Here is a 15,997-nt window from a genome sequence, read left to right as displayed (position 1 = left end):
GTCTGTGCCGCGGTCCGGCGGGCGGTCTCAGTCCAGGATCCCGACGTCGTAGAAGAACTGGTACCGGACGGGGTCGTCCGGCAGGAACCAGTGGAAGCCCTCTTCCAGGAACACCGCCACGACGTTGACGGCGAGGACCAGGCCCAGGAAGCCCAGTACGAGGATCCCCGCCGTCCGGTGCGGGCCGGGGGCGGCGGTCGGGACGGTCCGCCCGGCCGTGGCGTGGGCCAGGGCGAGGACGACGCCGATCGCGACGACCGAGGCGGAGAAGAGGATCCACGCCCACACGTACAGGTGCAGACCGAGCGCCGTGCTGCCGTAGCCCTTGTCCCCGGGGAGGACGTGCAGCATCGTCTGCCGCCACGCGGTGAAGGAGCCGCCCATCACCGCGACGAGGGCCATGCCCCAGCCCGTCATGTAGTCCCGGCCGGTCACCACGCCGACGGTGAGGGCGGTGCGGACGATGTACCCGGCCCCGACCGCCGCCAGCAGCATGAACATCCGCTGCACGACGCAGAGCGGGCAGGGGTACTCCCACAGACCGAACTGGTAGAAGAGGCCGCCGCAGACGACCGCCGTCCAGCCGGCGGTGAAGAAGCAGGCGAACCAGTACTGGGCCCGCGCCAGCAGGCCGCTCTCCAGTGGCGCCTCCGGCAGGAGGCTGCTCATCGTGGCCACGGGTCAGTAGCTCAGGTCGAGGGCGAGGCCGCTGGTGATGTGGTGCGCCATCAGCAGGAGGACGGCGGCCAGCATGGCCCACCAGGCGCCGAGCACCACGTTCCGGGAGGTGTCCCGGCACATGGCGACGAGGGTGGCGAGGATCCCGGCGAAGATGAGGGTGTCCATGGGGCGGACCGTACCGACCTGCGGACTTCCGCCCCGCGAGGCGCGCCCCCGGGTAAGCCGGTTGCCCCGCCGGGCCCGGTGTCCCGGGTCAGCCGCCCCGGCGCCTGCGGCGGCCCCGCCGGCCGCGCGCCCCGCGCTCGCCGCCCCGGGCCCGGTCGTCCAGCGCGATCCACACCCGCACCTCGGTCCCCCCGAGCACCGAGCGCCCCAGCCGTACGTCGCCGCCCGTGGACTCGGCGACCCGCCGCACGATGTCCAGGCCGAGCCCCGTGGAGCCGTCGCGGGCTCCGTCGTTGCCGCGCCGCAGGGCGGCGGCCGGGTCGGCGATCCCGGGGCCGCCGTCCGAGACGAGGACGATGACGGCGTCCCCGGCGTCGTGCACGTCCACGGCGAAGGGGGTGGCCTCCGGGGTGTGCCGGAAGACGTTGCCGAGCATGGCGTCGAGGGCCGCCGCCAGCTCGGGGCGGGCCACGGGGACGCGTACGGTGCGGTCCACGCCGGCGAGCCGGACCTCGCGGCCCTCGTCCTCCGCGAGCGCCGACCAGAAGGCCATCCGGTCGCGTATCACCTCGGAGGCGTCGCAGCCGGCGGTGGCCGCGGCGGCGGGCGGGCGCTGTTCGCGTGCGGTACGGATGATCGTGTCGACCTCCCGTTCCAGCTGCTCCACCGCCGCCCGGGTGTGCTCGGCGGCCGGGCCGTCCCCGAGGGAGGCGGCGTTGAGCCGCAGCACGGTCAGGGGGGTGCGCAGCCGGTGGGAAAGGTCGGCGGCGAGCTCCCGCTCGTTGGCGAGGAGTTCGACGACCTGGTCGGCCATGGAGTTGAACGCGACGGCCGCCGAGCGGAGTTCCTTGGGCCCGTCCTCGGGAACCCGTGCGCCGAGCCTGCCCTCACCCAGCTGGTGCGCGGCGTCCGCGAGCCGTTCGGCGGGGCGCACCAGGCGGGCGCCGAGCCGGTCCGCGACGGCCACCGAGCCGATGACGAGGGCGAGCCCGACCCCGCCGAGGATGAGCCAGGCGGTGGTGACCCCGTTGCTGACCTCGCTCTCCGGCACGTAGATCTCGATCACCGCGATGTCGCCGGAGCCGAGGGCGATGGGCTGGAGCAGCGCCGAACCCCCGCCCGGGACGCCGGCGGTGGTCGCCCGTCCCAGGGACCGGGTCTCGGCCACCGCGTGGGCTCCGGCGCGGCCGTCACCGATGTCCACGGGGGCGGCGCCGCCGATCGCCGGCACGTGGACGGCCATCCGCCCGGCGGCGCCCATCTCGGTGGACTCCACGGCCCGGCGCAGCTGAGCCGGGTCGGTGGTGATGGACAGGGTCGGCCCCATGGTGGCGGCCTGCCGTTCGGCGTTGGAGAAGGCCCGGTCGCTGGCCATCTCCCGCACCACCATCGCGAGCGGCGCCGCGAAGGCCAGGACCACCATGGTCGTGACGGCGAGGCACACCTTGACCAGCGCCCACCTCACGGCGTCCGCCTGACGGGCGCCCGGCTCTCCGCGGTGCGTCTCACAGCGGCGGCTCCAGCTTCACGCCGACGCCGCGCAGGGTGTGCAGGTAGCGGGGCCGGGCGGCGGTCTCGCCGAGTTTGCGGCGCAGCCAGGACAGGTGCACGTCGATGGTCTGGTCGTCCCCGTACGACTGCTGCCAGACCTCGGCGAGCAGCTCGCGCCGGGCCACGACCACCCCGGGGCGTCCGGCGAGGAAGGCCAGCAGGTCGAACTCCCGCCGGGTGAGGTCGAGGACCGCGCCGTCGAGCTCGGCCTGGCGGCGCAGCGGGTCGATGGCGAGCCCGCCGACGCGCAGCACGCGCGAGGGCGGCTCGGCCCCGGCGGCGGCGCGGGCGCGGCGCAGGACGGCGGCCATCCGGGCGGAGAGGTGCTCGACGGAGAAGGGTTTGGTCAGGTAGTCGTCGGCGCCGTCGTTGAGCAGCCGGACGATCTCGGCCTCGTCGTCGCGGGCGGTGGCGATGATGACCGGCACGTCGGTGATGCCGCGCAGCATCTTCAGGGCCTCGGAGCCGTCGAGGTCGGGCAGTCCGAGGTCGAGGATGACCACGTCGAAGGGGTTGTGGGCGACTTCGCGCAGGGCCTCCAGGGCCGTGCCGACGCTCCGGACGGTGTGCGAGGCCTCGGTCAGGTGCCGGATGAGGGCGGAACGTACGAACTGGTCGTCCTCGACCACGAGCACACTAGCCATGGGCGCACGGTAGTCCATCCGGGGGACGCGGGGAGGTGCCGGGCCGGGTCCGTGACGGGTGGTGCAGTATGTGCCCTGATGCGACGAGGACCTGTACATGCCATGGCCTGGGTGCTGGCGACCGCCGCCGCGGCGACCCTGTCGTGGTGGGGCGTGCACACCGTGCTGGCCGGGACCGCCTACGATCCCCCGCGCGCGGTGCCGCTGACGGCCGGGGGGCCCGGCGGTCCGGCGCTGTCCTCGGCCACGCGGGGGCCGGACCCGACGCCGTCGCCGGGCCCTTCGGGTTCCGTTTCCGCCCCGCCCTCCGCGTCCCCGTCGGCGGCCCCGCCACCGTCGGCCGGTGCGGGCGCGCCCTCGCCGGCGAAGCCGCAGCAGGCGCCGCCGTCCGCCCGGCGCCCGTACCCGGAGGGCGGCCAGGGCGGCGGGCCGGGCACGGTGAAGAACTACTCGGTGTCGGGCGGCCGGGTCGTCTTCGACCTCGGGACCTCCTCTGCCGGGCTGGTCTCGGCGACCCCGGAGGCGGGCTGGCGGATGCAGGTGTGGAAGCAGGACTTCTGGATCCGGGTCACCTTCACCCAGGGCAGCCGCGAGGTGTCGGTGTTCTGCACCTGGCACGACCATCCGCCGGCGGTGGAGATCGTCGACCCGTAGGGCGGGTCAGCGGAAGACCGAGGGCGGCGGCTGCGGGGAGGCCACCGCCGAGGCGTCGGCGACCGGGGCCGCACCGCCGGTGAAGTCGGCCAGGGCGCGGCCGTGCTCGACCCGGCCGGGGTGCGGGTCGCTCGCCACGCGGCGGGTGAACTCCGCGACGGGCAGCTCCTGGTCGGAGGCCACGAGCACCGCATTGCCGAAACGTTTCCCCCGCCAGACCACGGGATCCGCCGCCAGCGCCAGCCGGGCGAACCGCGAGGCGGCGGTGGCGACCTGGCCCCGCAGGTGCGCCAGCGGCGGACCGTCCGCGAGGTTGGCCACGTACCACCCGGCGGGCGCGAGGACCCGGCGTACGTCGTCCAGGAATTCCACGCTGGTCAGGTGGGCCGGCGTGCGCGCCCCGCTGAACACGTCCGCGATCACCAGGTCCGCCCAGCCGTCCGGCACCTTCGCGAGCCCCGCCCGCGCGTCCACGGCCCGTACGCGGATCCGCGCCTGGGGGTCCAGCGGCAGGTGTTCCCGTACGAACGCCACCAGGGCCGCGTCGATCTCCACCACCTGCTGCGTGGAGCGGGGGCGGGAGGCGGCCGTGTAGCGGGCCAGGGTGAAGGCGCCGCCGCCCAGGTGCACCACGTTCAGGGGCTGCCGGGCGGGCGCGGCGAGGTCGATCAGGTGGCCGATCCGGCGCTGATAGGCGAAGTCCAGCCAGGCGGGGTCGTCCAGGTCCACATGGGACTGCGGGGCCCCGTCGATCAGCAGGGTCCAGGCACGGGGACGCTCGCGGTCCGGTGCCAGCTCGGCGAGCCCGCCGCCCACCTGCCCGGCGACCGGTCCGGCGTCCGGTATCGCGCCGCCCCGGCCACCCTTGCCGCCCTTGCCCTTGCCTGCCACTCCCCCATTATGGCTGGTCAGCGCCTCAGCGGCAGTTGTCGGCCGCCTCGATCAGCCGGGCCGCCTCGCCGAGCGCGGCGCGCAGCACCTCCGGGTCGGTGACCGGCCCCACGGCCTCGGGGGGCAGCAGCCAGCCGCTGCTGCCGGAGGCGGGCGAGACGGCGTCGCCGAAGCGCATGCCGCGCCCGTTGGTCTGCGTACAGGCACTGCCGGGCAGGTCCCAGGCGTCGGCGGTGCCGGGCGGGACGAGGAAGCCGAGGGTGTCGCCGGAGCCGTCGTGGAGCACCGGGCCGACGCCGGGGGCCGTCAGGCCGGCCCCGCGGCGGATGATGTCGACCGCCTCCAGCCCCTGGCGGGTGGGCACGGTCACCAGGTCCGGGGCCGCGGGGAAGGCCTGCGGCAGGAGGGGCGGCGCGAGGGTCGGATGGACGGGCGGATGGACGGGACCCGGGACCGGGCTCGGCGCCGGGGAGGCCGCGCCGGGCGCGGCCGCGGTGTTCGTTCCGATGCTGTCCATGCCGGCCTCCGCCAAGGGGAACCCCTCCTCGATCCGTATCCGCATGGGTTCAACGCACGGAAGCGTCAACGGGTGCGGCGGCAAGACGCCGCAAAGGATGGCAGTTCATGGCGGATCGCGGGTGAGATATCCGTTTTGTAGCCAAACACCACATCAAGCACCCGTCGGCGGCGGTACGTTCGTGCGCGCCGGAGCCCTGACTCCGGGGCGAGACCGACACGGATCGAAGGGGGTCCTGCGGGGCCCCTTGGGATCGTCCAGAGAGGCACACGTCCATGGCGGCGTCCCCCCACTCACCCAACTCCTCCTTCCGCAGGCTCCGCGGGCAGCGCTCCCCGGCCGAATTCGCGGCCCTCGTCCGGCGCGCGGCCCGGGAGATCGGCGAAACGGTTTCCTGCGACGCCCGTTACATCGGCCGGGTCGAGTCCGGCGAGATCCGCTGCCCCAACTACGCCTACGAACGCGTCTTCCTCCACATGTTCCCCGGCCACACCCTGGCCGACCTCGGTTTCTCCCCCCGCGAGACCGTGCGCGGCCGCTCCGCGCAGCGCGCGAGGCCCGTGCCCCAGGCCCTCACCCACCTCGTCCGCCGTTCCAAGGAGAGCGACGTGCTGCGCCGCGCGTTCATGACCGGCGGTTCCGCCACCGTGGCGGCCGCCACCCTCAGCCTCACCCTGCTCGGCGACAGCCGCCGGATCCCCTCCCGCGCCGGTGAGGCCGAGGCCGCCGCCGTCGAGGACGCGGTACGCCAGATCCGGCTCCTGGACGACCGGCACGGCGCCGACACCCTCTACCGGCGGGCGGCACAGCCCCTGAAGACCGCCTACGCCCTGCTCGACGCGGGGGCCGCCCGGCAGTCCACCGAGGACCGGCTGCACGCCGGGGCCGGGGAACTGGCCGTCTCGGTGGGCTGGCTGGCGCACGACTCGGGCCGCTTCGAGGACGCCCGCTCGCACTACGCCGAGGCCCTGGCCACCGCCCGGGTCTCGGGCGACGCCGCCCTGGAGGCGCACGCCTTCAGCAACATGGCCTTCCTGGCCCGGGACCGCGGCCGCCCCCGCGAGTCGGTGCGGGCCGCCCAGGCGGGCCGGCACGCGGCCCGCTCGCTGGGCTCGCCCCGGCTGCTCGCGCTGCTGGCGCTGCGCGAGGCGGGCGGCTGGGCGGGGCTCGGCGACCGCAGGGCGTGCGAGGAGTCCCTGGCCCGGGCGCACGCGGAATTCGCGCGGGGCGCGTCGCCCGCCGACCCGGAGTGGATGTCCTTCTTCGGCGAGGCGGAGCTGGAATCCCTGGAGTCCCGCTGCTGGGCCGCGCTCGGGGAGCACGCCCGCGCGGCCCGGCACGCCCGGCGAGCGGCCGACCTCCAGGACCCGCACTTCGCCCGGAACGTGGCCCTCTACACGGCGGAGCTCGCCGACGACCTGGCCCGGGCGGGCGCACCGGACGAGGCGGCCTGGGCGGGCGGACGGGTACTGGACCTGCTGGCCGAGGTCCGCTCGACCCGGATCCGGTCGATGCTGGCGGGCACGGCCCGCACCCTCGTCCCGCACCAGCGCTCCCCGCGCGTCGGCGCCTTCCTGGCCCGGCACGCCCAGGCCTGAGCCGGCCTCCCCGTCAGGCGCCGACGTACTCGAAGACCCCGCCGTCGGGGTGGCGCGGTACGGCCCGGCGCCCGTTCGGGGTCTCGGCGGGAGCGGCGACCACCTCGGCACCGGCCCCGCGGGCCCCGGCGACGGCGGCGTCCAGGTCGGCGACGCGCCGGCGCAGCACCACGGAGCTGATCGTCATACCGGGATCATCCCCAAGCGGCCCCGCCGGACGGGAGTTGGGGGTCAGCCCTCCAGGTGCCCTGTGTCGTTCCAGCGCTCCAGCGCCGGGGCGCCGTAGGCCCAGCCCAGGACCGACAGGGAGGTGGGCTCCAGCCGGATGCGGGCGCCGAAGGAGGCCTCGAAGCCGAGCCAGCGGGCGGCGAGGGTGCGCAGGATGTGGCCGTGGGCGAAGACGAGGACGTCGCGCTCCGCCGAGCGGGCCCAGGCCACGACCTCGTCGGCGCGGGCCGCGACGTCTGCGACGGACTCGCCGCCGGGGACCCCGTCGCGCCAGATCAGCCAGCCGGGCCGGACCGCCTGGATCTCGGCCGGGGTCATGCCCTCGTAGTCGCCGTAGTCCCATTCCATGAGGGCGTCCCAGGGGTCGGCCTGGGCCGCGTAACCGGCCAGGTCGCAGCTCTCGCTGGCGCGGACCAGCGGGCTGGTGCGCACCTCCAGGCCGCGCAGGTCCGCCCAGGGCTCCCGGGCCAGGCGCTCGCCCAGCCGCTTCGCCCCCAGCCTGCCCTCCTCCAGCAGCGGCACGTCCGTGCGTCCGGTGTGCTTGCCGAGCCGGGACCATGCCGTCTGCCCGTGGCGGGCCAGCAGGATGCGGGGGGCCATCTGTGTTTCTCCCGGTCCTAGGGGGTTCACCCCTCCAGGGGCGATGGGGTCGTCCGTCCATCATCCCCGACGGGAATAGGGAGACGTCCGGGCCGGTCGGCGGGAGGGCGGGAGGGGCGGGCAGGGGCGTCCGGGAGGCGGGCCGGGCGGCGGACGCCGGGAGGGCGACCGGCTCGTTTCGGCCGTATGACCACGATTGTCAGTGGCGGATGGGACACTTCCGCCCGTGAGCTCCTACCCGCCCGACGGCCCGCCCCAGACGACACTGCGGCAACGGCTCGCCGACCTGCGCGGCCCCGCCGTGCCGCCCCGACCGCTCGACGCACGGGCGCTCGCCGCGCTCGCCGCCAACCCCGGCTGCGGCAGACGGGCCCTCCTCGACGGCGCCGGCATCGACAAGACCGCGCTCGCGGCCGCGCTGGGCTCCCCCGCCGCCTTCGGGCAGTCGCAGTTCGCGATCGTGCGCGGCAACTCCTTCGAGGCCAAGGTCAAGGCCGACGGCGGAGCGGAACTGCTGCGGCTGACGCACGCCCGCCTCGGCGGCGGTGCCGAGCCGCCCGGGCCGCACGCCCGGGTGCCGGACCTCACCGCCGCCGGACCCGAGGGACGTGCCGCGCGGACGGCGCTGGCCCTGCGGGAGGCCACCGCCGCGCGGGCGTGGACGCTGCTGGACCATCCGATGCTGGCCCTGGAGGTGGCGGGCACCCCCGCGTACCTGGAGCCCGACGCCGTCGTGGTGCACCCCGACGGCCGCTGGACCGTAGTGGAGATCAAGTCGTTCCCGATGATCGACGGGGCCGCCGACGCCGCGAAGGTGGGGGCCGCCGCGCGGCAGGCCGCCGTGTACGTGCTGGCCCTGGAGCAGACCGCCGGGAAGCTGGAGGGGGCCGAGGTCGGCCACCAGGTCCTGCTCGTCTGCCCGAAGGACTTCTCCAACCTGCCCACCGCCGCGCCCGTGGACGTCCGCCGGGAGCGGTCGGTCACCCGCCGCCAGCTGGAGCGGCTGACCCGGGTGGAGGAGCTGGCCGAGGGGCTGCCGCCGGGGCTGTGCTTCGACCCCGCGCGGCCCGCCGCCGAGCTGACCGAGGCCGTCTCGGCGGTCTCCGCCTCCTACGCCCCCGAGTGCCTCGCCGCCTGCGAACTGGCCTTCCACTGCCGGGAGCGGGCCCGCGCCGCCGGGGAGCCGGCCGCGCTCGGCCGTTCCGTCCGCGGGGAGCTGGGCGGCCTCGCCACCGTCGAGGCGGCCCTCGCGGCGGCCGCCGGAGCGGGCCCCGAGGGCGATGCCACCGCCCAGGCGCTGCGCCAGGCCGCCCGGCTGCGCGCCGAGGCGCTGGAACTGGCCGCCGCCCGACCCCCGTACCAGGCCCCGGAGACCCCCGAATGCCCCTGCTGAGCACCCTGGCCCGGCTGGAGGCGGTCCGCGCGGGCCGCGCCCGGCCGCTGGCGACCGTACGGCACCGCCACCTGAGCGGGCGGCCGCTGGTCTTCGTACCGCTGACCACCGCCGGTGAGGCGGGGGCCCCGCTCGGCGCGATGCTGGGCACCGACCCGCAGGACCCGCGGATCTTCGTCATACCCCAGCCGCGCGACCGGGACCTGCGCTGGGAGTTCCTGGCCGCCCTGGCCGCCGAGGTGATGGCGTACGTGGACGCGTACGCGGACGTCGTCGAGCCGGCCGAGCGCACCGAGACCGACCCGGAGAGCGGCAGGAAGGTCAAGGTCGAGGCCGAACTGTGCGTGGACGCGCCGCAGATCGTCGTACCGAGCCGGGCCGGCATCGAGTACGTGCGCCTGCTGGGCCGGTCGATGCGGTTCCGGCGCACCGCCGAGGAGGACCCGGACAACCCGTACCCGGCGCCCACTCAGGTGCCGCTGCTGGGCCGCTGGTTCACGCACCTCGCCGAGCGTTCCCGGGTCCCCGGCTCCTCGATGCTGCTGTCCGCCACGGAGCTGCTGGGCCGGCACTGGGCCACCGGCCAGAGCAGCCTGGAGGACCAGCACCTGGGGGCGCTCCTCGCCTGGATCGACCCGCCGGAGGGCGTCTCCGGGGCCGAGCAGGCGCTGCGCGTGGAGCTCGCGCGGGACGGTGACGGGCAGCTGCTGGTGCCGCCGTCCGGGCCGGCCACCGACCCGGCCTTCGACAACAAGCTGCTCGCGCCGGCGATCGCGCGGTTCGACGCGGCCCGGGCGGCGGGCGGAGCCCGCGACGACGATGCGGTGCGGTCGGCCGAGGGGGCGGTCCGGCAGCTGGTCGTGGACCAGATGCGGCCCGCCTGGTCGCAGACCTGGGAGGCGATCGAGCTGCTGCGCACCCTGCCGCCGGGCGAGCGTACCGAGGAGCGCTGGACCCGCGACCGCTGGTCGTTCACGGGCCACCGCGACCGGGTCCGGGCCGGCGAGCCGCCGCAGCCGCGCCGCGACGACGCGGTGACGGCGGCCCAGAAGCTGGCCACGCGGGAGACCGAGCAGGTACGGCTCGACGCGCAGGAGGCGCTGGACGACCCGCTCGTCATGGCGGGCCGGCGGTTCGCGGGCGAGGCCTTCGCCGGTGAGGTCACCGAGGTGCTGATGGAGTGGACGGAGGGCAAGCGGCCCCGGCCGCGCCCGCTGGTGACGGTGGCCACCGAGGACCGGCCGCAGCTGGCGGACGAGGGCGGCGGCAAGGTGTTCCGGTCCCTGGACGGCCGCCAGCAGGCCTTCGAGTTCGTGCGGTACGAGGACGACGGGCAGCTGGTGCTGCGCGTGCTCGACAAGATGGGCGCCGGCCGGGAGCCGGTGGCGGGCTCGGTGCCGCAGAAGGGCGACCGGGACTGCTGGACGCTCTTCGAGCACGACGCGCGCGGCGGCCCGAAGCTGCCCGACCCGGAGAACACCCCCTGGACGCACGGCGGCCCGCCGGGCTCCCGGACCGCTCCCGCCCTGGACGCCGTGACCGACGAGGACCTGCTGTGACCACCGCCTTCGACCCGGGCGCGGCCGCCGACCGGGCCACCGCCGCCATCCTCCACGACACCCTGCACGGCACCGAGCGGGGTGTCGTCGTCGACTCCCCGCCCGGGGCCGGCAAGTCGACGCTCGTGGTGCGGGCCGCCCGGGAGCTGGCCGCCGCCGGGCGCCGGCTGATGGTGGTCGCGCAGACCAACGCCCAGGTGGACGACTTGGTGCTGCGGCTCGCCGAGAAGGACCCTGAGCTGAAGGTGGGCCGGCTGCACAGCAGCGACGCCGACGCCTACGACCCGGCGCTGCGGGACCTGCCGTCCGTAACCCTCTCCGCGAAGCCGGCGGAGCTGGCCGAGCTGCCGATCACGATCTCCACGGCCGCCAAGTGGGCGTACGTCAAGGACGCCGAGCCGTGGGAGCACGCCATCGTCGACGAGGCCTACCAGATGCGCTCCGACGCGTTGCTGGCCGTGGCCGGACTCTTCGAGCGGGCGCTGTTCGTGGGAGACCCCGGGCAGCTGGACCCGTTCAGCGTGGTCGGCGCGGAGCAGTGGGCCGGCCTGTCGTACGACCCTTCGGCGAGCGCCGTCTCCACCCTCCTCGCCCACAACCCGCAACTGCCGCAGCACCGGCTGCCGGTGTCGTGGCGGCTCCCGGCGACGGCCGCGCCGCTGGTCTCGCGCGCCTTCTACCCGTACTCGCAGTTCCGCAGCGGCACCGGACCCGGCGAGCGCCGTCTCGCGTACGGGGTCGCGGGCGACGGCTCGGGCCCGGACCGCGTCCTGGACGAGGCCGCCGCGTCGGGCTGGGGGCTGCTGGAGCTGCCCGCGCGGCACACCCCGCGCACGGACCCGGAGGCGGTGCGGGCGGTGGCCCTGGTGGTGCGGCGCGCCCTGGACCGCGGCGCGGTGACCTCGGACGAGCGGTCCCCCGCCCCCTCCCCGCTGACGCCGGCCCGCATCGCCGTCGGCACGGCCCACCGCGACCAGGCCGCGGCGGTGCGCACGGCCCTGGCGGCCCTGGGCGTCGCGGGCGTCACGGTCGACACCGCGAACCGGCTCCAGGGCCGCGAGTACGACCTCACGGTGGTCCTGCACCCCCTGTCCGGCCGCCCCGACGCGACGGCCTTCCACCTGGAGACGGGCCGCCTGTGCGTCCTGGCCTCCCGGCACCGGCACGCGTGCGTGGTGGTGGCCCGGGCGGGAGTGGCGGAGCTGCTGGACGAGCACCCGTCGACGGAACCGGTCCAGCTGGGCGTGACGGTGAAGTTCCCGGACGGGTGGGAGGCGATGATGACCACGTGGGACTCCTGGTCCGACCACCGCGTCCGATGGCGCCCGTAGACCGCCCCCGCACGACCGGTACGGAAGGGGGAACGCATGGGACTCCGCTACGGCTACGAGGTCTTCCTGCCCGCCCGGAACGTCCCCCGGGCACTGCGCGAACTCGCCGCGCTGGCGCCTCGGACCGACCGGGTGCCGCCGCTCGCGCTCACCCTGCCCGGCGGTGAGCGGGTCGTCGTCCCCTTCACCTCCGGCTTCAAGAGCGAGCCGGTCGACTGCTCCACGGGCGGGACCCTCGAACTCGACACCTCGCTCCTGTGCGGCGCCGACGAGGCGGTGAGCGCGTACGCCCGCGGCCACGGCACCGGACCCGACGCGCTCGGGCGGGTCGGGATCGGGTACGTCTACCTCACCGTGCGGTTCACGCCCGCGCTGCACCCGCGTTACGCCTCGATGGAGTTCACCGCGGCGACTTCGGAGATGAGCCGGCTGTTCGAGCGGTCTGCGAGCGTCAGAGCCGTGTTCACCGGCCTCACCGCCGCCGCGGGCGGGGTGTGCTGCGTGCTCGACACCGAGGGCGACAGCTCCCGCCTGTGCTGGCTGAACGGCCGGCCGGCCGACGAGACGGTCCCCGGCCCCCGCTTCGCGGGCTACCGCGAGCTCGTGGCGGCGTGGGACGGCTAGGCCGGCAGGGGGCTACTGCTCCCCGAACGCCATCCACTTCTCCGGGGTGGCCAGCGGCTCGAAGCCCGCGCGGGCGTAGACCTCGTGCGCGTCGGCGGTGGCCAGCATGATCCGGCGCAGGCCGTACGGGGCCAGGTGGGCCTTGACGGCTTCGACGAGGGCGCCGCCGAGGCCCTTGCCGCGCGCGCCGGGGTCCACGTACACGTCGCAGAGCCAGGCGAACGTGGCCCGGTCGGTGACGATCCGCGCGTAGCCGAGCTGGGCGCCCGAAACGCTGTCGTACACGCCGAAGTTCAGGGATGACCCGACGGCCCGGTCGTGGGCCTCGCGGCTGCGGCCGAGGGCCCAGTAGGCGTCCTGCGACAACCAGCGGTGGACCAGCGCGTTGTCGAGCCGGTCCGGGTCGGTGGAGATCTCGTAGCCGTCCATCGGGCCATCCAAGCACCGCCGGCGCTCGCCGGACCACCGGTTATCCGGCGCGCCAGTCCGGCGGCAGCAGGTCCCAGGAGTCGCGGCCGAGCCATTCGCCGAAGGTCGCCGGCCGGGCGCCGGCCGCGTGGTCGAGGGAGAGCGGAACGATGAGGCCGCAGCTGGCGCGCCCGTCCCACCACACCGTGCCGGCCAGCGGCCCGGACACCGCCAGCAGGGTGGAGAAGCCGCAGCCGTGCTCCTGGAGGCGTAGCGCGCCGGCCGTCCGGCGGGCCTCGAACTCCTCGCATTCGGCGTCCCAGGCGTCCCAGGCCTCGGTGAACGAGGCGGGATCGGGGTGGTCCGCCCACTCCGGTTCGCGCGCGCACAGCGCGATGTCGGCCTCCGCGTAGGAGTCGGGGTGCGGGAAGGGCGTGGGCAGCAGGTCGGGGCGCAGCCAGTCGTCCCCGGGCCACCGCCAGCCGCTCTCGGTGCGCTCCACGGCGAACCCGGACCCGGCGGCCGCCGGGTCGCGCAGGTGGGCGCGGTACTCGTCCGGGAAGCGGACCCCGAGCTCGCGCTCGGCGTCGCCCACCTCGTCATCGGTCAACGGCGGTCGCGCGGGGGCGGGGCGGTGCATGCGGCGATCCTACGGTCGGCCGCCGGAGCTACTGGTCGTGGTCCTTGCGGGCGATGCCGAAGTGGCGGCGGAGGGTTTCGCCGGCGTCGGCGAGGGCGTGCAGCTGTTCCGGGGTGAGGACGTCGATCAGGTGCCGCCGTACGGACTCGACGTGCAGCGGGGCCGCCGCGTTGATGGTGTCCAGCCCTTCGGCGGTGAGCACCACCTCGGCGCCCCGGCCGTCGGTGGCCACCTCCTCGCGGCGGACGAGGCCGCGCCGCTGCATCCGGCTGATCTGGTGGGAGAGGCGGCTGCGCGACCACTGCATCAGCACCGCGAGGGAGCTGATCCGCATGCGGTGGCCCTCCGTGGAGCCGAGCACCGAGAGGACGTCGTAGTCGGCTTCGGACAGGGCGCTGTCCAGGTTGAGGTCACGCGCGATCTGGGCGTCGACCAGGGGGAACATCCGGCGCCACGCGTACCAGGCGTGCTGTTCGGACTCGGTGAGCCAGCGGGGGTGGGCCGGCTCGGGCGTGTCGGTCATGGGCACAGCCTAACGAGTCTGGTGACACATCAACTACCTAGTTGACATATCACGCATCGGCGGCTTTCCTGGGTGACACATCAACAACCAGACTGCGATCAGCACCGCCCCTCCAGACCAAGGGAGTTCAGCCATGACCCGCCTCCTCGTCCTTTCCGCCGCCACCCGCCCCACCTCCTCCGGACGGCCGCTCGCCGAGTGGGTCGCCCGCCAGGCCCGCGAGCACGGCGCCTTCGAGGTCGTCCCGGTGGACCTCGCGGAGCTCGCCCTGCCCTTCCTGGACGAGCCGGAGTACGCCTCCAGCGGCAACTACGCCCACCGGCACACGCGGGAGTGGAGCGCGCTCGTCGACTCCGCCGACGCGTTCGTGTTCGTCCTGCCGATGTACAACGGCGGGTTCACCGCCCCGTTCAAGAACGCCGTGGACTTCCTCTACCGCGAGTGGCAGGGCAAGCCGGTCGGCCTGGTCAGCTACAGCGCGGGCGGCTCCGGCGGCGCCCCGGCCGCCCGGATGCTGCTGCCGGTGCTCACCCAGCTCGGCATGCGGCCCGCCGAGCGCTCCGTGGCCGTCGCCGGCATCAACGCGCTGATCGGGGCCGAGGGCTTCGGGGCGCCGGAGGGCCTGGCCGGCGAGGTCGCGGGCGTGCTGGACGACATCGCGGCGCTGGCGAAGGAGCCCGCCGCCGCCTGACGCACGGCGCCCTTGCGCGACGCTGGACAATGGAGGGTGGCCCAGGAGTTCGCAGCGCAGCAGGAGGACACGCATGGCAGAGCCCGAGCGGACCGAGCGGAGGCAACGGCCGGCACCGCTGCTCTTCGAGCCCTCGGAGGCCGTCACGGACCCGGAGCACTTCTTCGACCTGGAGTCGATCGAGGACCCGCGCGAGCTGCTGACCCGGGCCACCGAGCTGACGCTGGCCTTCCGGGCCGCGCAGGACCGGGCCGTCGAGTTCCAGGCCCTGGCGGCGGCCCAGCTGGCGGACCCCCGGCGCTTCGACCGGCTCCCGCCGGAGGCCATCGCGGCGATCGCGGAGTGGACCGAGGACTACGCCCGCAAGATGATCGAGTTCGGCGAGGACCTCCAGCGCGGCACCACCCCCGGCACCGTCTAGGCACGGGACTGGGCACGGCCTCGGCACGGTCCGGCCGGGTCACACGGAAACAGGGCGGCCGGTCCCGGGGACCCCGCGGCGCGCGGCATATGCGCGGCGCAACATACCCCAGGACCGCCCGCCCTGTCCCGGTTTTCGGTAACTCCGCGGAACCGCTGCGCTACGGCGGGTACACCTGGCATATGACGACCTTGACGACGGCCGCCGGCTGCCCCGCCCTCGACGGCCCCGACGCACGCACCGCGCCCGCCACGCAGGTCACCGCACAGGGTGCCGCCTGGCTGGCCTCCGCTTCCGCGTACCCGCACGAGACGCTCGCCGTCTGGGAGGCGCGGCCCACCGCGCCCGCCGTGCTGCCCTGCGGGACCGCGTTCGACGTCGTCAACGTTCCGCTCGTGCTCGGCCGCCGGATGCTCGACCTGCTCTGGGAGCGGGGCCCCGGCTCGGGGCCGGCCGCCGTCCACCGCGGGCGGATGCTGCTCTTCGCCTCCCCCGGCACCGCCCAGCGACTCCCGGCGCTGCTCGCGTGGGAGGAGTGGGGTCCGGCCGCCCCGGCCCCGCTATGCCACGGCCACGGGGACGCCGTCACGGTGCCCCCGCTGTCCGCCGCCCCGGGCCCGTCGCGCTGGCTGGTGGCCCCGGACGCCCGGCTGCCCTGGCTCCCCGGTCCGGACGCCCTGCTCTGGGCGTTCCTGCACGCGGCCCGGGGTCCGGTATCGATTTTTGGTTCGGCCGAAACGCCTGCTAATGTCTACGACGTCAGCAGGCGCCGCTAGCTCAGTTGGTTAGAGCAGCTGACTCTTAATCAGCGGGTCCGGGGTTCGAGTCCCTGGCGGCGCACAGACGGGAGAAGGCCCCCGCTCTTCGGAGCGGGGGCC

20 protein-coding genes and 1 tRNA gene are annotated in these 15,997 nt (G+C 75.4%); 10 read left to right on the top strand and 11 right to left on the bottom strand.

What is annotated here, in order from left to right; genetic code table 11:
• Window positions 1-27 precede the first annotated feature (27 nt).
• The 4 genes from ACZ51S_RS14635 to ACZ51S_RS14620 all read right to left on the bottom strand — a co-directional run bounded on the left by ACZ51S_RS14635 (window position 28) and on the right by ACZ51S_RS14620 (window position 3,041).
• A complete protein-coding gene (locus ACZ51S_RS14635) occupies window positions 28-669 on the bottom strand; it encodes a disulfide bond formation protein B (RefSeq protein WP_468475003.1) in 642 nt (213 codons plus the stop codon).
• Between the two features lie 12 nt (window positions 670-681).
• Window positions 682-846, bottom strand: a complete 165-nt coding sequence (locus ACZ51S_RS14630) for a DUF5993 family protein (RefSeq protein ID WP_468475004.1) — start codon at window positions 844-846, stop codon at window positions 682-684.
• An 88-nt stretch (window positions 847-934) separates the two neighbouring features.
• Window positions 935-2,311, bottom strand: coding sequence for a sensor histidine kinase (locus ACZ51S_RS14625; RefSeq protein ID WP_388938711.1), 1,377 nt, complete (start codon window positions 2,309-2,311; stop codon window positions 935-937).
• Window positions 2,312-2,351: 40 nt separating this feature from the next.
• Window positions 2,352-3,041: a response regulator transcription factor gene (locus ACZ51S_RS14620; RefSeq protein ID WP_388938709.1), complete on the bottom strand. Its 690-nt coding sequence runs from the start codon at window positions 3,039-3,041 to the stop codon at window positions 2,352-2,354.
• A gap of 78 nt (window positions 3,042-3,119) precedes the next feature.
• On the opposite strand from ACZ51S_RS14620, the gene ACZ51S_RS14615 reads away from it, so the two are divergent.
• A complete protein-coding gene (locus ACZ51S_RS14615; RefSeq protein ID WP_468884230.1) occupies window positions 3,120-3,695 on the top strand; it encodes a hypothetical protein in 576 nt (191 codons plus the stop codon).
• Window positions 3,696-3,701: 6 nt separating this feature from the next.
• On the opposite strand, the gene ACZ51S_RS14610 is transcribed toward ACZ51S_RS14615, so the two are convergent.
• Both ACZ51S_RS14610 and ACZ51S_RS14605 read right to left on the bottom strand, forming a co-directional pair.
• A complete protein-coding gene (locus ACZ51S_RS14610; protein WP_468960915.1) occupies window positions 3,702-4,586 on the bottom strand; it encodes a spermidine synthase in 885 nt (294 codons plus the stop codon).
• Window positions 4,587-4,611: 25 nt separating this feature from the next.
• Window positions 4,612-5,103, bottom strand: coding sequence for a hypothetical protein (locus ACZ51S_RS14605; RefSeq protein ID WP_468475006.1), 492 nt, complete (start codon window positions 5,101-5,103; stop codon window positions 4,612-4,614).
• 275 nt (window positions 5,104-5,378) lie between these two features.
• Here ACZ51S_RS14605 and ACZ51S_RS14600 point away from each other — a divergent pair, with 275 nt between their 5' ends.
• Window positions 5,379-6,701: a tetratricopeptide repeat protein gene (locus ACZ51S_RS14600; protein WP_468960913.1), complete on the top strand. Its 1,323-nt coding sequence runs from the start codon at window positions 5,379-5,381 to the stop codon at window positions 6,699-6,701.
• 13 nt (window positions 6,702-6,714) lie between these two features.
• Here the strand turns inward: ACZ51S_RS14600 and ACZ51S_RS14595 are convergent, their stop codons facing one another.
• Complete coding sequence (locus ACZ51S_RS14595) at window positions 6,715-6,888, bottom strand: hypothetical protein (RefSeq protein WP_468884233.1); 174 nt, start codon at window positions 6,886-6,888, stop codon at window positions 6,715-6,717.
• Between the two features lie 44 nt (window positions 6,889-6,932).
• Window positions 6,933-7,529 carry a histidine phosphatase family protein gene (locus tag ACZ51S_RS14590; RefSeq protein ID WP_468475008.1) on the bottom strand — a complete coding sequence of 199 codons (597 nt, stop codon included), beginning with the start codon at window positions 7,527-7,529 and terminating at the stop codon, window positions 6,933-6,935.
• A gap of 226 nt (window positions 7,530-7,755) precedes the next feature.
• On the opposite strand from ACZ51S_RS14590, the gene ACZ51S_RS14585 reads away from it, so the two are divergent.
• From ACZ51S_RS14585 to ACZ51S_RS14570, 4 genes are read left to right on the top strand one after another with little or no spacing between them, the layout of a single operon-like run.
• The gene (locus ACZ51S_RS14585; protein WP_468884236.1) at window positions 7,756-8,922 is read left to right on the top strand and encodes a hypothetical protein; all 1,167 of its coding nucleotides are present in this window, start codon (window positions 7,756-7,758) and stop codon (window positions 8,920-8,922) included.
• Window positions 8,910-10,481 carry a hypothetical protein gene (locus ACZ51S_RS14580; protein WP_468960911.1) on the top strand — a complete coding sequence of 524 codons (1,572 nt, stop codon included), beginning with the start codon at window positions 8,910-8,912 and terminating at the stop codon, window positions 10,479-10,481. Before ACZ51S_RS14585 ends, ACZ51S_RS14580 begins: the two co-directional genes overlap by 13 nt.
• Complete coding sequence (locus ACZ51S_RS14575) at window positions 10,478-11,812, top strand: AAA domain-containing protein (RefSeq protein ID WP_468475011.1); 1,335 nt, start codon at window positions 10,478-10,480, stop codon at window positions 11,810-11,812. The genes ACZ51S_RS14580 and ACZ51S_RS14575 overlap by 4 nt, the downstream gene beginning before the upstream one ends.
• Window positions 11,813-11,848: 36 nt before the next feature.
• Window positions 11,849-12,436: a hypothetical protein gene (locus ACZ51S_RS14570; RefSeq protein ID WP_468802063.1), complete on the top strand. Its 588-nt coding sequence runs from the start codon at window positions 11,849-11,851 to the stop codon at window positions 12,434-12,436.
• A gap of 12 nt (window positions 12,437-12,448) precedes the next feature.
• Here the strand turns inward: ACZ51S_RS14570 and ACZ51S_RS14565 are convergent, their stop codons facing one another.
• Genes ACZ51S_RS14565 through ACZ51S_RS14555 form a run of 3 tightly spaced genes read right to left on the bottom strand, consistent with a single transcriptional unit; the run spans window position 12,449 to window position 14,007 of the window.
• Window positions 12,449-12,865: a GNAT family N-acetyltransferase gene (locus tag ACZ51S_RS14565; RefSeq protein WP_468475013.1), complete on the bottom strand. Its 417-nt coding sequence runs from the start codon at window positions 12,863-12,865 to the stop codon at window positions 12,449-12,451.
• A 40-nt stretch (window positions 12,866-12,905) separates the two neighbouring features.
• A complete protein-coding gene (locus ACZ51S_RS14560; RefSeq protein WP_468802064.1) occupies window positions 12,906-13,484 on the bottom strand; it encodes an SMI1/KNR4 family protein in 579 nt (192 codons plus the stop codon).
• A 28-nt stretch (window positions 13,485-13,512) separates the two neighbouring features.
• Window positions 13,513-14,007 carry a MarR family winged helix-turn-helix transcriptional regulator gene (locus ACZ51S_RS14555; RefSeq protein ID WP_468802065.1) on the bottom strand — a complete coding sequence of 165 codons (495 nt, stop codon included), beginning with the start codon at window positions 14,005-14,007 and terminating at the stop codon, window positions 13,513-13,515.
• Between the two features lie 133 nt (window positions 14,008-14,140).
• On the opposite strand from ACZ51S_RS14555, the gene ACZ51S_RS14550 reads away from it, so the two are divergent.
• The 4 genes from ACZ51S_RS14550 (at window position 14,141) to ACZ51S_RS14535 (ending at window position 15,959) form a co-directional block, all read left to right on the top strand.
• A complete protein-coding gene (locus ACZ51S_RS14550) occupies window positions 14,141-14,698 on the top strand; it encodes an NADPH-dependent FMN reductase (protein WP_468475016.1) in 558 nt (185 codons plus the stop codon).
• 73 nt (window positions 14,699-14,771) lie between these two features.
• Entirely contained in the window at window positions 14,772-15,119 is a 348-nt protein-coding gene (locus tag ACZ51S_RS14545; RefSeq protein ID WP_468475017.1) for a hypothetical protein, read from the top strand.
• Between the two features lie 182 nt (window positions 15,120-15,301).
• Window positions 15,302-15,895: a bifunctional DNA primase/polymerase gene (locus ACZ51S_RS14540; RefSeq protein ID WP_468475018.1), complete on the top strand. Its 594-nt coding sequence runs from the start codon at window positions 15,302-15,304 to the stop codon at window positions 15,893-15,895.
• Window positions 15,886-15,959 (top strand) — tRNA-Lys (locus ACZ51S_RS14535). Before ACZ51S_RS14540 ends, ACZ51S_RS14535 begins: the two co-directional genes overlap by 10 nt.
• The last annotated feature ends 38 nt before the right edge of the window (window positions 15,960-15,997 follow it).

The sequence above is a fragment of the Streptomyces sp. NPDC034043 genome (assembly GCF_055575675.1).
This window is presented reverse-complemented; position numbering and strand designations above follow the sequence as displayed.